Here is an 11,906-nt window from a genome sequence, read left to right as displayed (position 1 = left end):
AGGGCGGCCGCTGGTCGCCAGAGGCCGAAGACAGTGTGAATCCGGGCACCGAACTCGGTGCCCGGATTCACACTATGTTGGCGACCGCCGGCGTCAGTCCCCGGGCGGGGCTCAGTGCACGAAGATGCCGATGCCCAGGGGGATCAGCCACAGCACGGCCAGGCCCTGCAGCACCCGGTCGTTGAGCACCACGTCCTCGGGCTCGCCGGCGTTGCCGGCGTCGATGTCCATTGCGTAGCGGAGCAGGGCCAGGGTGAACGGCACGATCGAGATCGTCGTCCAGGGCACCCCCCAGGGCTCGTTCGCACGGTGCTCGAAGGTCCACAGGCTGTAGGACATGATCACGATCGAGCAGGAGATCGCCCAGACGAATCGGAGGTAGCTGAGCGAGTAGCGCTCCAGTGAGGCGCGGGTGCCGGCTTCGGAGCCGAGTTCCTTCATCTCCGAGTAGCGCTTGCCGGCCACCATGTACAGCGACCCGAAGCAGGCCACCAGCAGGAACCACTGGGACAGCTCGATGCCGGACGCCACGCCGCCGGCGACCGCGCGCAGCAGAAAGCCCGAGGACACCATCGCCAGGTCGATGATCGGCTGATGCTTGAGGAAGATCGAGTAGCCGACCTGCAGCACCCAATAGACCGCCAGCGTGATGCCGAGCATCGGCGCGACCGTGAAACCGATGGCAAGACTGGCCGCCATGGTGACGGTCGCCAGGATGGCCGCGGGAGTCGTGCCGAGTTCGCCGGCGGCGATCGGCCGGAACCGCTTCTTCGGGTGCAGCCGGTCGGCTTCCAGGTCACGCACGTCGTTGATCAGGTAGATCGACGCGCTGATCAGGGAGAACGCCACGAACGCCCAGAGGCTGTTGATCAGCACCCGGGTGTCGAACAGCGCCCCGGCGGCCACCGGGGCGGCGAACACCAGGATGTTCTTGACCCATTGCTTGGGCCGCATCGCCCGCAGCCAGGCTGGGAGAGCAGACCGCTTGACTTCGACGACAGAGTTCTGGGACATCGCCCGACAGGCTATCGCAGGACCACCGGCCCACCGACTCCCATCGAACCAACACGAAATGTCTGCACTCGTCGAGTGCCTCGCGGCGGCGGGCGCCTGGAGCGTTCCGTTGAGTGTGGACATTTCGTGTTGATCGACAGGAGAGTTGGCAGCGCTGGGCGGTGCCGGACGTTCAGCCCGGCGCCGGCGGCCACAGCGCCGGCCAGTCGACCCCCAGTTCCGCCAGCAGGGTGCGCAGCAGCGGCAGGGACAGTCCCACCACGTTGTGGTAGTCGCCCTCGATCCTCGTCACGAAGGGGCCGCCGAGACCGTCCACAGTGAAGGCGCCGGCCACCCACAACGGCTCACCGGTGGCGACGTAGGCGTCGATCTCGGTATCGCTCAGCTGTGCGAAGTGGACCACGGTGGACGCCACCGCCTCGGTCGATCGGTCGTCGCCGTCCTCGGTCACGATCACCCGATGGCCGGTGTGCAGCACGCCGGTCCGGCCCCGCATGGCACGCCACCGCTGCGCCGCCTGGGCGGCGTCGGCAGGTTTGCCCTGGGCCTGCCCATCGATCTCGAGCAGCGAGTCGCAGCCGATCAGCACCCGGCGGCCGCCGCCGTCGGCGGACAGTCGGTCGGCGACCGCGGACGCCTTCATCCGGGCCAGGGTCAGTGCCAGCGCGGCCGGGTCGGCGACCCGGACCGCCTCCTCGTCCACGCCGGAGACGACCACCTCGGCGGCGATCCCGGCCCGCCGGAGCACCTCCAGTCGTGCCGGGCTGGCCGAGGCCAGCACGACCCTGGTCGGGACGGGTTCTGCTCCGTTCACGACGGACTCCTTCGGTCGGGTCTGGGCGGTGCGCGGGAGGCGACTCCGCAGCCCATCGGAGGTCGTCCGGCGGGCCGAGGGTCTGTCCCCGCGCTCGGCACCATTGTGGGGCTCGGGCACCTTCTACGCTGAGCGGCGTGACCCAATCCATCGTGGACGCGGCCGCGCTGAGCGCCGCACTCGCCGGTCCCGGACGCCTGTGGACCGCGATCAGCCGGGTGCCGAGCACCGGCTCGACCAACGCGGACCTCGCCGCCGCCGCGCGTTCCGGTGCGCCGTCCGGTTCGGTGCTGGTCGCGGAGCACCAGAGCGCCGGCCGGGGCCGGTTCGCCCGCCGCTGGGAGGCCCCACCGGGGACGTCGGTGGCGATCTCGCTGCTGCTGCGTCCGGACGCCGTGGCCGCCGAGCGCTGGCTGTGGCTGCCGCTGATCACCGGCGTCGCGGTCGCCGAGGCGCTGGGCACGCTGGGCGTCCGCGCCGAGGTGAAGTGGCCCAACGACGTGCTGGTCGAAGGCCGCAAGCTGTGCGGCATCCTGTCCGAGCGGGTCGGGGACGCCGCGGTGATCGGCATCGGCATCAACACCAGCTTGGACGCCGCTCAACTGCCGGTGCCGACCGCGACCTCGCTGCGGCTCGAGGGCTGCGAGGCGTCCGCAACCCAGGTGGTCGCCGAAGTGCTGGCCGCCTTCGAGCCCGGCTACCGGCGCTGGGCGTCGTCGGCCGACCTGACCCGCTGGTACGGCGAACGCTGCGCCACCGTGGGCCGCGACGTCCGGGTGCTCGAATCGGAGACCAGCGCGGTCCAGGGCAACGCGATCGGGGTGGACGGCTTCGGCCGGCTCCGCGTCCGGACCCCGACCGGCGAGCGAACCTTCGCCGCCGGCGACGTGATGCACCTGCGCTGACCGGAGATGCAGCGGTCCACGTCGAGGCGTTCCGGCGGACGCGGATGCTGCCGCGGGCGGTACCCCGGGCGTTAGGGTGGGGCGTCCGATCTCAACGGCCCAGGAGGTGCTGACCGGGTGAGCGGAGGCTTCTTCGCCCTGCTGGACGACATCGTCGCGATGGCGAAACTCGCTGCCGCCTCGCTGGACGACGTCGGCCTGGCCGCCGGCCGGGCCAGCGCCAAGGCCGCTGGGGTGGTGATCGACGACACCGCGGTGACCCCGCGTTACGTGCACGGCTTCAGCCCTGAGCGGGAACTGCCGGTGATCAAGAAGATCGCCATCGGATCGCTGCGGAACAAGCTGTTGATCATCCTGCCTGCGGCGCTGCTGCTGAGTCAGTTCCTGCCCTGGCTGCTCACCCCGATCCTGATGTGCGGCGGCACCTACCTGTGTTATGAGGGTGCCGAGAAGCTGTGGGAGAAGTTCGGCGGACACGGCCACCACGAGGCCGCGCCTGTGGTCGGCGGTCCGGACGAGAAGGCGATGGTCGCCGGCGCGATTCGCACCGACCTGATCCTGTCCGCCGAAATCATGGTGATCGCGCTCAATGAGGTCGCCGCCGAACCCCTGCTGTCCCGTGCCGTCACCCTGCTGATCGTCGCGCTGGCGATGACCGTGCTGGTCTACGGCGTGGTCGCGGTGATCGTGAAGATGGACGACGTCGGGCTCCACCTGGCCACCGAACATTCCGGCGCCGTGGCGGGGCTGGGTCGTGGCCTGGTCGCCGCCATGCCGAAGGTGCTGGCCACATTGTCGAACGTCGGCATCGTGGCGATGCTGTGGGTCGGTGGGCACATCCTGCTGGTCGGCCTGAACGACCTCGGCTGGCACCCGCCCTACGAGTTCGTTCATCACGCCGAAGAGGCGATCACTCACGCCGTCCCCGGATTCGCCGGTGAGACGTTGGCCTGGGTGACCAATACCGCGGCGTCCGCGCTGCTCGGGGTGATCGCCGGCGCGATCGTGCTGGCGGTGATCCAGGCGATCGGACGCCTCCGCGGCCGGGCGGCGCCGGCCGAGCACACCGCGGAGTAGCGTCGGCGGCATGGCTACCGTGCGCACCACCGATCTGCTGCTGGACGCCTTTGGCCGGATCCCACCACTGCTCGCGGAAGCCGTCGGTGGGCTCGACCGCGAAGCCCTGCGCTGGCGTCCGGACGTCGAGGGAGTGCGCGGGAACTCGATCGGCTGGATCGCCTGGCACCTCGCCCGCCAGGAGGACGTCCAGATCGCTGCCCTCTCGGCTGCCGACCAGGTGTGGGACGAGGGCTGGCGCCGGCGGTCCGGCGTCCCCTATCACCTCGAGGCGATGGGCTACGGGATGACCACGGACGAGGTGGCCGCCTTCGACGTCACCGGTGCCGAGGTGTTGGTCGACTACTACGACGCGGTGCATGCCCGCTCCGTCGCCGCGATCAAGACACTCGCCGACGACGATCTGGCGCGGGTGGTCGACCGCTCCTGGGACCCGCCGGTGACGGTGGCCGTCCGGCTGGTCAGCATCGTGGACGACGCCGCGCAGCACGTCGGCCAGCTGGCTTACCTGCGCGGGCTGCTGGGTTGACCGGTGGCGCGTAGCAGCGCGCGGCGTCCACCGAAGCCGATCACGGCGGCCAGGACGCCGAAGAACGCCACCGTCGCCAGGCCGCCGGGGTAGTCGAAGCGGTCGATCACCTGACCGGACGCGCTTGAGCCGATCGCCACGCCGATGCCGATCCCGGTGCCCATCCAGGACAGTCCCTCGGTCAGCCGGTCGCGGCTGACCAGGCTGCCGATCAGGGTGTTGCCGTTGATCAGGGTCGGTGCAATGGTCACCCCGACCAGCACGCCGACGACGCACAGCAGCAGCACCGAGTGGGCGCCGATCAGCGCCACGCAGGCCGCGCACATCGCCGCGACCCCGCCCAGGAAGCGGGTGATCAGCGGCGAGCGCCACTTCCGGGCGCCGTAATAGAAGCCGGCCAGTCCGGACGCCAGTGAGAACACCGCGAGCACCAGTCCGGACGCCTCGCGCACCCCCCACTGGGTGGCCGCCGCGACCACGGACACGTCGATCGACCCGAACACGCAGCCGATCAGCAGATTCACCGCGATCACCGCGGCGACACCGGGTGTCAGCAGCACCAGGCGTTGCCGGCGACGGCCCTGCTGCGGGCTCGGCCCGGGCCGGGTGACCGGTGGCTCGGTGGCGCGCTGACCGTACAACAGGTGGGCGCCGGTCAGGGCGAAGATCACCGGCGCGATCAGTCCCGCGGCCGGGTGGACGCCGGTGGCCAGCGCAGTCGCCACCACCGGCCCGACGATGAAGGTCACCTCGTCAAGGGTCGATTCCAGCGAGAACGCGGTGTGCAACTGATCGGCGTCATCGACCAGATGCGTCCAGCGGGCTCGGACCAGCGCGCCGGGTGCACCCCCGGTCGCGCCGCAGAGGATCGCCGGAGCGAACAGCGTCCAGGCCGGCAGCTGCAGCATGGCGAAGACGATCAGCAGCGAGAGGGTGGCGGCCGAGACGATCGCGGCCGGGTACATCACCCGGCGCTGCCCGTAGCGGTCTACCAGATTCGACAGCGCCGCGGTCCCGAGTGCCCAGGACACCGCGTTGGACGCCGCGAGCGCTCCGGCCAACCCGTAGCTGCCGTACAGGGCCGACACCATCAGCACCAGGCCGATGCCCATCATCGCGCCGCCCGAGCGGGCCAGCAGGCCGGCCGCGCTGAACTGCCAGGCGCCGGGAAGGGTCAGGATCTCCCGGTAGGCACGCATCCGACCATTCTCGCACCGCCGTGCGGGAACGCCGAAATCGCCGTCCGATGAAATCTCTCGGAGATCCCGGACCCTCGCAGCGACCCCGGTCACCGGGGACGGTTCTCCCGGTCACCGGGGGACGGTTCTCTTGGTCACTGGGGACGGTTCTCCCGGTCACTGGGGACGGTTCTCTTGGTCACCGGGGACGGTTCTCTTGGTCACCGGGGACGGTTCTCCCGGTCACCGGGGACGGTTCTCCCGGTCACTGGGGACGGTTCTCTTGGTCACCGGGGACGGTTCTTCCGGTCACCGGAGACGGTTCCTTTGGTCCACTTCGGCTGCGCACCCGAGCGTCGATGAAACCCGGCGGAGCTTGAGTCAGCCCAGGAAGTCGAAGAGCAGCCGGTTGTACTGTTCGGACGCCTCGGCCGGCACAGGTGCCCCGGTGCCGGGAATCACCTCGACCGTGGCGCCGTCCAGACCGGTGGCGAGATCCTTCGCGGCGGCGGAGCCCGCGGCGTCCGAACCGCCGGAGATCAGCAGCGTCCGCGCGGTGATCGCGCCCAGCCAGGGACGCAGGTCGATGCCGGACGCCGCCCTCACCAGCCGCAGCATCCGGGCTCGGTCCAGGCCCGCGTCTGCCAGCCGTCCGGCCGGCATGGTCCGGACGGCCAATCGCTGGGCCAGCCCGGCCAGCTTCGGCACCCGCGGCTGTAGGTCGGACAGCACCAAGTGCGACACGGCGTCCGGGGATCGCCCGGCCGCCGCCACCGCGACACTTGCGCCGAGCCCGGTCCCGGCGAGCGCCACCGAGTCGACGCCGAACCGGTTGAGCTGCGCCAGCACCGCGTCCGCGCTCTTGGTCAGGTCGAAATCGTCGGGACGCCCTGGGCGCAGGCCTTCCAGCCAGGGTGCGACGGCCCGGGTGCCGGCAGGCAGGGCGGTCACCTGGTCCTGCCAGAACGGTGGGTTCTGGCCGAGGCCGTGCAGGAACACCAGCAGGGGTACGGACATGCCCCTATCGAACCACGGACATAATGGGGGCCATGGGACTGCCCGCCAAGCTGCTCGGAACCGGCGAGCAGGAACTGCTGCACCTGCGCTCGCACGGCAAGACCATGATCAAGCCCACGATCTGGCTCGTGGTGGTGGCTGCCCTGTTCGGTGCCGTCTTCGCGATGCTGCCGGTCGGCTGGCGTCCGGTTTCGGGCTGGGTGGTGACGCTGCTCGCGGTGGCCCTGGCGATTCCGGTCTACCTGCTGCCGCTGTTGCGCTGGCGAACCACCACGTACACCCTCACCAATCATCGGCTGATCACCCGCTCGGGCATCATCACCAAGGTCGGCCACGATGTCCCGGTCTCGCGGATCAGCAACGTCACCTACGAGCGCAGCCTGAGCGACCGGATGTTCGGCTGCGGTTCCCTGGTCTTCACCACCTCGGCGGAAGCCCCCGTGGTGCTGTACGACATCCCGAAGGTCGAAGAGGTCGGCGTGGCTATCTCGAACCTGCTGTTCGGGGTGCGCGCGTGACCGAAGCCACCCAGCTCGGCCTGCGCACCCAGCTGGTCCGTTTCGTCCTCACCGGCGGACTGTCGGCGATCGTCGACTACGGACTGCTGGTGGCGCTGATGGCGCTGGGCGTCGATCACACACCGGCCAAGATCGTGTCGTTCGTCGCCGGCACCACCACGGCCTACCTGATCAACCGGCGCTGGACGTTCAACTCGGACGGCTCGCGCCGCAAATTCGCCGCAGTGATGGGTCTGTACGCGATCACCTTCGCCCTGCAGGTGGGCATCTTCACCCCGCTGTACCCCTGGCTGGTCTCGCTGGGGCTCGGTGCCGAGTTCATGCCCAAGATGAACTGGGCGCAGCTGCTCGGCTTCGTGGTGGCCCAGGGCGTGGCGACCGCGGTGAACTTCGTCGTCCAGCGTGCGGTGATCTTCAAGGCCTGAACCGGTCAGGACGGCAGCACGATCATCTCCTGCGGCTCGCGGATCACCGCGGGGCCCGGAACGTCATTGGGCAGCACCCGGTAGACCTGCTGCCCACGCTTCTCGCAGATGAAGTGAGCCGGGACGCCGTCGACGTAGTGCACGCCGGCTCCGTCGTCGGCACCGTAACCGCCCGGCAGCTCACCGGAGGTGACCGCGGCGGTGTAGATCGGGTCGCGCTCGGGTTCGCCGTCCAGGTGCGGACAGAAGCTGCCGCGAACCAGGCCCAGCCCACCCGTCCAGGGCCGCAGGTCGCCGAACGAGTCGGTGACGCAGCCCTGATACCAGCAGGTGGCACCGGCCGAGATGCCGGCCAGCACCAGCGAGCCCTCCTGGTAGCGCAGCCGGACGACATCGGACACCCCGTGCGCCTGCCACAGCGCTACCAGGTTCACCGTGCTGCCGCCGCCGACGAACAACAGATCAGCCACAGCCAGCCGGTCCACCGCTTCGGCCGCGCCGGTCCACAGCGTCAGCACCGACGTCCGGACGCCGAGCGCTCCGTAGGCGGTGAGGAAGCGGTGGATGTACCCGGCATCGTCGCCGGACGCGGTGGGCGCGAAGCACACCTGTGGGTGGTCGGAGCCGGTCAGCCGGACGAGATAGCGGTCCAACGCCGTGGGCTCGCCGAATTGGGACATCGAGAAGCCGCCGCCGCCCATGGCCACGAGGTGCCTGGTCATGTCCAGAGCCTAAAGCGCCGCGGGCGGCTGCGCGGGTGATCGACAGCAGACACTAGAGTCCCTCCGGTGACCGTGCGAACCATCGGCATCATCGGCGGCGGCCAGCTGGCCCGGATGATGCATGCAGCCAGCATTCCCCTCGGCGTCCGGATCGCCCTGCTCGCCGAGGGACCGGACGTCTCAGCGGCGCAGGTCGTCGCCGACACCGACGTCGGCGACTACACCGACGCCGAGACCGTCTATGCCTTCGCCGAACGGTGCGACGTGATCACCTTCGACCACGAGCACGTCCCGCCGCCGATCCTGCGCGAGCTCCAGGCCCGTGGCAAGCAGGTTCACCCCGGTCCGGACGCCCTGCTGCATGCCCAGGACAAAGTCGTGATGCGCGAGCGGCTGACCGGGCTGGGGATGCCCTGCCCGATCTTCGCGGTGGTTTCGGACGCCGACGAGCTGAGAGCATTCGGCGAACGGACCGGCTGGCCGGTGATCGCCAAGACCTCCCGCGGCGGCTACGACGGCAAAGGGGTCTGGAAGCTCGACGGCCCGGCGGACGCGGACGAGCCCTTCGCGAACCTGAAGCCCGGCGTGCGGATCCTGGCCGAGGAGTTCATCGACTTCACCCGTGAGTTGAGCGTGCTGGTGGCGCGGCGTCCGTCCGGCGAGGAACGGGTCTACCCGGTCAGCGAGACCGTGCAGACCAACGGCATCTGCACCCACACCTTCACCCCGGCGCCCGGCCTGAGCGCCGAACAACGGGACGCGATCGAGGCGATGGCGCTGCGGATCGCCGCCGAACTCGGCGTCACCGGCATCCTGGCCGTCGAACTGATGCAGCGCCCGGACGGCTCCGTGGTGGTGAATGAGTTGGCGATGCGGCCGCACAACACCGGCCACTGGAGCATCGACGGGGCGTGGACGTCCCAGTTCGAGAACCATCTGCGGGCCGTCGCCGACCTGCCGCTCGGACCGACCGAGGCCAGGCAGCCGCACGCTGCGATGGTGAATGTGCTGGGTGGTGCGCGCGACGATCTGCTGGAAGCGCAGGCCGAGGTGCTGGTGGCCGAGCCGGGCGCGCGGGTCCAGCTCTACGGCAAGAGCGTGGTTCCGGGCCGCAAGGTGGGTCACGTCACCGTCGTCGGCGACGACCCGGACGACGTCCGGGCTCGCGCGCAGGCCGCCGCCGATCACCTGATGGGAGTCCAGCGATGAGTGTGAATCCCCTGGTCGGGATAGTGATGGGGTCCGATTCGGACTGGCCGGTGATGAAGGCCGCCGCGGATGCCTGCGCCGAGTTCGGCGTCCGTTATGAGGCGGACGTGGTCAGCGCGCACCGGATGCCCGAGGACATGGTGGCCTGGGGACGCGCCGCGCATGGCCGCGGCCTGAAGGTGATCATCGCCGGCGCCGGGGGAGCGGCGCACTTGCCCGGCATGCTGGCCGCACTCACCCCGCTGCCGGTGATCGGCGTCCCGGTTCCGCTGAAGTACCTGGACGGCATGGACTCGCTGCTCTCCATCGTCCAGATGCCCGCCGGCGTCCCGGTCGCGACGGTGGCGGTCGGCAACGCCCGCAACGCCGGCCTGCTCGCCGTCCGGATCCTGGCCGCGTCCGACGACACCCTGCAGGCCAAGATGCTGAGCTTCCAGGAAGACCTCCGCGACGCCGCCCGCGCCAAGGGCGCCGTCGTCCGCGGCGACTAACCCCCAGGGACGGTTCTCCCGGTCACTGGGGACGGTTCTCCCGGTCACCGGGGACGGTTCTTCCGGTCACTCGGTCACTGGGGACGGTTCTTCCGGTCACTCGGTCACTGGGGACGGTTCTTCCGGTCACTCGGTCACTGGGGACGGTTCTTCCGGTCACTCGGTCACTGGGGACGGTTCTTCCGGTCACTCGGTCACTGGGGACGGTTCTCCCGGTCCCCTACGAGCCTCGGACAACGGGTCACGCCCATCGAGGTGACCAAGAGAACCGTCCCCGGTGACCAAGAGAACCGTCCCCGGTGACCAAGAGAACCGTCACCGGTGACCAAGAGAACCGTCCCCGGTAACCGGGAGAACCGTCCCCGGTAACCGGGAGAACCGTCACCGGTGACCGGGAGAACCGTCCCCGGTGACCGGAAGAACCGTCCCCGGTGTTCGAGGCAGACTCAACAGCGGGACCCGCACGGTGGGCTGACGGCGAGCCGAGACCGGGGCGTTCGGAACAGCCAGCCATACTGGTTCGGTGACTGCCGTCGTGACTTCCCCGCTCCCGGACGCGCAGACCCGAAGCCAGGGCGTCGCCCTGCGTCGAGGCCTGGCGATGCTCGGGATGACGCTGATCGTGCCGGGCTCGGCGCAGCTGGCCGGCGGCAACGAGAGGCTCGGACGCCTCGCGCTGCGGATCTGGTGCACCCTGATCGTCCTCGCGGTGTTGTTCGGCGTCCTCTTTCTCACCGCACGGTCATTCGCGATCGGTCTGTACGCCAACCCGGTAACCCTGCAGGTATTGCGGTGGGCGTCGCTGGTGCTCGGCATCGGCTGGGCGCTGTTGTTCGTCAATGCCTGGCGGATCGCCAACCCGCCGGCGCAGGGGCCGCGCGCCAAAGTGGTCATCCCAGGCATCGCGTTCCTGCTCGCAATCGCCGTCGGATTCAGCTCCTGGACGCTGGCCTCGGCCTTCGATGCGCAGAGCCGGCTGTTCGGCAACGTCTTCACCGGTGGCGGTAAGGCCGAGACCTCCGGCGGGCGCTACAACGTGCTGCTCCTCGGCGGCGACGCCGGCGCCGACCGCGAGGGCCTGCGTCCGGACACCATGATCGTCGCCAGCATCGACGCCAACACCGGACGGACGGTGCTGTTCAGCCTGCCCCGCAACCTGCAGTGGGCGCCGTTCCCGGACTCCTCACCGCTGAAGAAGCTGTACCCGAACGGCTATTGGTGCCGCGATCAATCGTGCCTGCTCAATGCCGTCTACACGCTCGCGACGAACCACAAGAATCTCTACCCGGGGGTGAAGAACCCGGGCGTGCAGGCCACCAAAGAAGTGATCGGCAACATTCTCGGCCTGGACATCAACTACTGGGCGCTGGTCGACCTCAAGGGTTTTCAGGCGCTGATCGATGCGGTCGGCGGGATCAACCTGGACGTTGCACGCAAGGTTCCGATCGGCGGCGGCACCAACCTCACCACCGGCAAGAAGTACCCGATCCTGGGCTACATCGGCCCCGGCAAGGATCTGCACCTCAATGGGTACAACGCGCTGTGGTTCGCCCGCTCGCGCGAGGGCTCGACCGACTACGAGCGAATGGCCCGGCAGAAGTGCGTACTGAACGCGATGGCCAAGCAACTCAATCCGCTCACCGTGGTCACCAAATTCCAGGAGATCGCCAAGGCCGGCGAGGAGATCGTGGCCACCGACCTGCCCACCTCGCAGATCGGCACCATGCTCGACCTGGCTCAGAAGGGACGCGCCCTGCCGCTGAGCAGTGTCAGCTTCGCCCCGCCGCTGATCCGGCCGGTGAAGCCCGACTTCGCCAGGATCCGGGAGATCGTGAAGACCAAGATCGCGGCCTCGGAGGCCGCCGGCGACAAGCCCGAGATGACCTCCACCTCACCCACCGCCAGCCCGTCCACTTCGTCGTCGAAGCCGTCCGGGACGCCGAAGGTGAAGACCCAGACCGACGACCTCGATCAGGTCTGCACGGTCAGCTGACCCCGCCGCCAATC

Annotated in this window: 13 protein-coding genes; 8 read left to right on the top strand and 5 right to left on the bottom strand. The window is 69.5% G+C overall.

Annotated elements, in window-relative coordinates:
• Positions 1–111 precede the first annotated feature (111 nt).
• Both QM711_RS11575 and QM711_RS11570 read right to left on the bottom strand, forming a co-directional pair.
• Positions 112–1,014 carry a decaprenyl-phosphate phosphoribosyltransferase gene (locus tag QM711_RS11575; protein WP_415099443.1) on the bottom strand — a complete coding sequence of 301 codons (903 nt, stop codon included), beginning with the start codon at positions 1,012–1,014 and terminating at the stop codon, positions 112–114.
• A gap of 172 nt (positions 1,015–1,186) precedes the next feature.
• Positions 1,187–1,828 carry a Maf family protein gene (locus QM711_RS11570; protein WP_415099441.1) on the bottom strand — a complete coding sequence of 214 codons (642 nt, stop codon included), beginning with the start codon at positions 1,826–1,828 and terminating at the stop codon, positions 1,187–1,189.
• A 137-nt stretch (positions 1,829–1,965) separates the two neighbouring features.
• Here QM711_RS11570 and QM711_RS11565 point away from each other — a divergent pair, with 137 nt between their 5' ends.
• The 3 genes from QM711_RS11565 to QM711_RS11555 all read left to right on the top strand — a co-directional run bounded on the left by QM711_RS11565 (position 1,966) and on the right by QM711_RS11555 (position 4,339).
• Positions 1,966–2,733 carry a biotin--[acetyl-CoA-carboxylase] ligase gene (locus QM711_RS11565; RefSeq protein ID WP_415099439.1) on the top strand — a complete coding sequence of 256 codons (768 nt, stop codon included), beginning with the start codon at positions 1,966–1,968 and terminating at the stop codon, positions 2,731–2,733.
• A gap of 117 nt (positions 2,734–2,850) precedes the next feature.
• Entirely contained in the window at positions 2,851–3,810 is a 960-nt protein-coding gene (locus QM711_RS11560) for a DUF808 domain-containing protein (protein WP_415099437.1), read from the top strand.
• A 10-nt stretch (positions 3,811–3,820) separates the two neighbouring features.
• Positions 3,821–4,339, top strand: coding sequence for a mycothiol transferase (locus tag QM711_RS11555; protein WP_415099435.1), 519 nt, complete (start codon positions 3,821–3,823; stop codon positions 4,337–4,339).
• Here QM711_RS11555 and QM711_RS11550 read toward each other — a convergent pair.
• Positions 4,315–5,538, bottom strand: a complete 1,224-nt coding sequence (locus QM711_RS11550; protein WP_415099433.1) for an MFS transporter — start codon at positions 5,536–5,538, stop codon at positions 4,315–4,317. The two genes, QM711_RS11555 and QM711_RS11550, sit on opposite strands and share 25 nt — an antisense overlap.
• Positions 5,539–5,898: 360 nt before the next feature.
• Positions 5,899–6,534 carry an alpha/beta fold hydrolase gene (locus tag QM711_RS11545; RefSeq protein WP_415099431.1) on the bottom strand — a complete coding sequence of 212 codons (636 nt, stop codon included), beginning with the start codon at positions 6,532–6,534 and terminating at the stop codon, positions 5,899–5,901.
• A gap of 32 nt (positions 6,535–6,566) precedes the next feature.
• Between QM711_RS11545 and QM711_RS11540 the strand changes: the two genes are divergently transcribed.
• A complete protein-coding gene (locus tag QM711_RS11540) occupies positions 6,567–7,052 on the top strand; it encodes a PH domain-containing protein (RefSeq protein WP_415099429.1) in 486 nt (161 codons plus the stop codon).
• On the top strand, positions 7,049–7,477 hold the full coding sequence (locus tag QM711_RS11535; RefSeq protein ID WP_415099427.1) for a GtrA family protein: 429 nt from the start codon (positions 7,049–7,051) through the stop codon (positions 7,475–7,477). The genes QM711_RS11540 and QM711_RS11535 overlap by 4 nt, the downstream gene beginning before the upstream one ends.
• A 5-nt stretch (positions 7,478–7,482) precedes the next feature.
• Here QM711_RS11535 and QM711_RS11530 read toward each other — a convergent pair whose 3' ends face one another.
• A complete protein-coding gene (locus tag QM711_RS11530) occupies positions 7,483–8,199 on the bottom strand; it encodes a Type 1 glutamine amidotransferase-like domain-containing protein (protein WP_415099425.1) in 717 nt (238 codons plus the stop codon).
• Between the two features lie 66 nt (positions 8,200–8,265).
• Here QM711_RS11530 and QM711_RS11525 point away from each other — a divergent pair, with 66 nt between their 5' ends.
• The 3 genes from QM711_RS11525 (at position 8,266) to QM711_RS11515 (ending at position 11,892) form a co-directional block, all read left to right on the top strand.
• A complete protein-coding gene (locus QM711_RS11525) occupies positions 8,266–9,408 on the top strand; it encodes a 5-(carboxyamino)imidazole ribonucleotide synthase (protein WP_415099423.1) in 1,143 nt (380 codons plus the stop codon).
• Positions 9,405–9,899, top strand: a complete 495-nt coding sequence (gene purE / locus QM711_RS11520; RefSeq protein ID WP_415099421.1) for a 5-(carboxyamino)imidazole ribonucleotide mutase — start codon at positions 9,405–9,407, stop codon at positions 9,897–9,899. Before QM711_RS11525 ends, purE begins: the two co-directional genes overlap by 4 nt.
• A gap of 523 nt (positions 9,900–10,422) precedes the next feature.
• Positions 10,423–11,892 (top strand): LCP family protein, encoded by a 1,470-nt coding sequence (locus tag QM711_RS11515; protein WP_415099419.1) that lies wholly within the window; start codon positions 10,423–10,425, stop codon positions 11,890–11,892.
• The last annotated feature ends 14 nt before the right edge of the window (positions 11,893–11,906 follow it).

It is taken from the genome of Micropruina sp. (genome assembly GCF_047602385.1).
Lineage (GTDB): Bacteria > Actinomycetota > Actinomycetes > Propionibacteriales > Propionibacteriaceae > Micropruina.
This window is presented reverse-complemented; position numbering and strand designations above follow the sequence as displayed.

Excerpts from the sequence above, each read along its gene's own strand:
- QM711_RS11575 (WP_415099443.1), bottom strand. The coding sequence starts at position 1,014 with ATGTCCCAGAACTCTGTCGTCGAAGTCAAGCGGTCTGCTCTCCCAGCC.
- QM711_RS11555 (WP_415099435.1), top strand. The coding sequence starts at position 3,821 with ATGGCTACCGTGCGCACCACCGATCTGCTGCTGGACGCCTTTGGCCGG.
- QM711_RS11550 (WP_415099433.1), bottom strand. The coding sequence starts at position 5,538 with ATGCGTGCCTACCGGGAGATCCTGACCCTTCCCGGCGCCTGGCAGTTC.
- QM711_RS11545 (WP_415099431.1), bottom strand. The coding sequence starts at position 6,534 with ATGTCCGTACCCCTGCTGGTGTTCCTGCACGGCCTCGGCCAGAACCCA.
- QM711_RS11540 (WP_415099429.1), top strand. The coding sequence starts at position 6,567 with ATGGGACTGCCCGCCAAGCTGCTCGGAACCGGCGAGCAGGAACTGCTG.
- QM711_RS11530 (WP_415099425.1), bottom strand. The coding sequence starts at position 8,199 with ATGACCAGGCACCTCGTGGCCATGGGCGGCGGCGGCTTCTCGATGTCC.
- purE (WP_415099421.1), top strand. The coding sequence starts at position 9,405 with ATGAGTGTGAATCCCCTGGTCGGGATAGTGATGGGGTCCGATTCGGAC.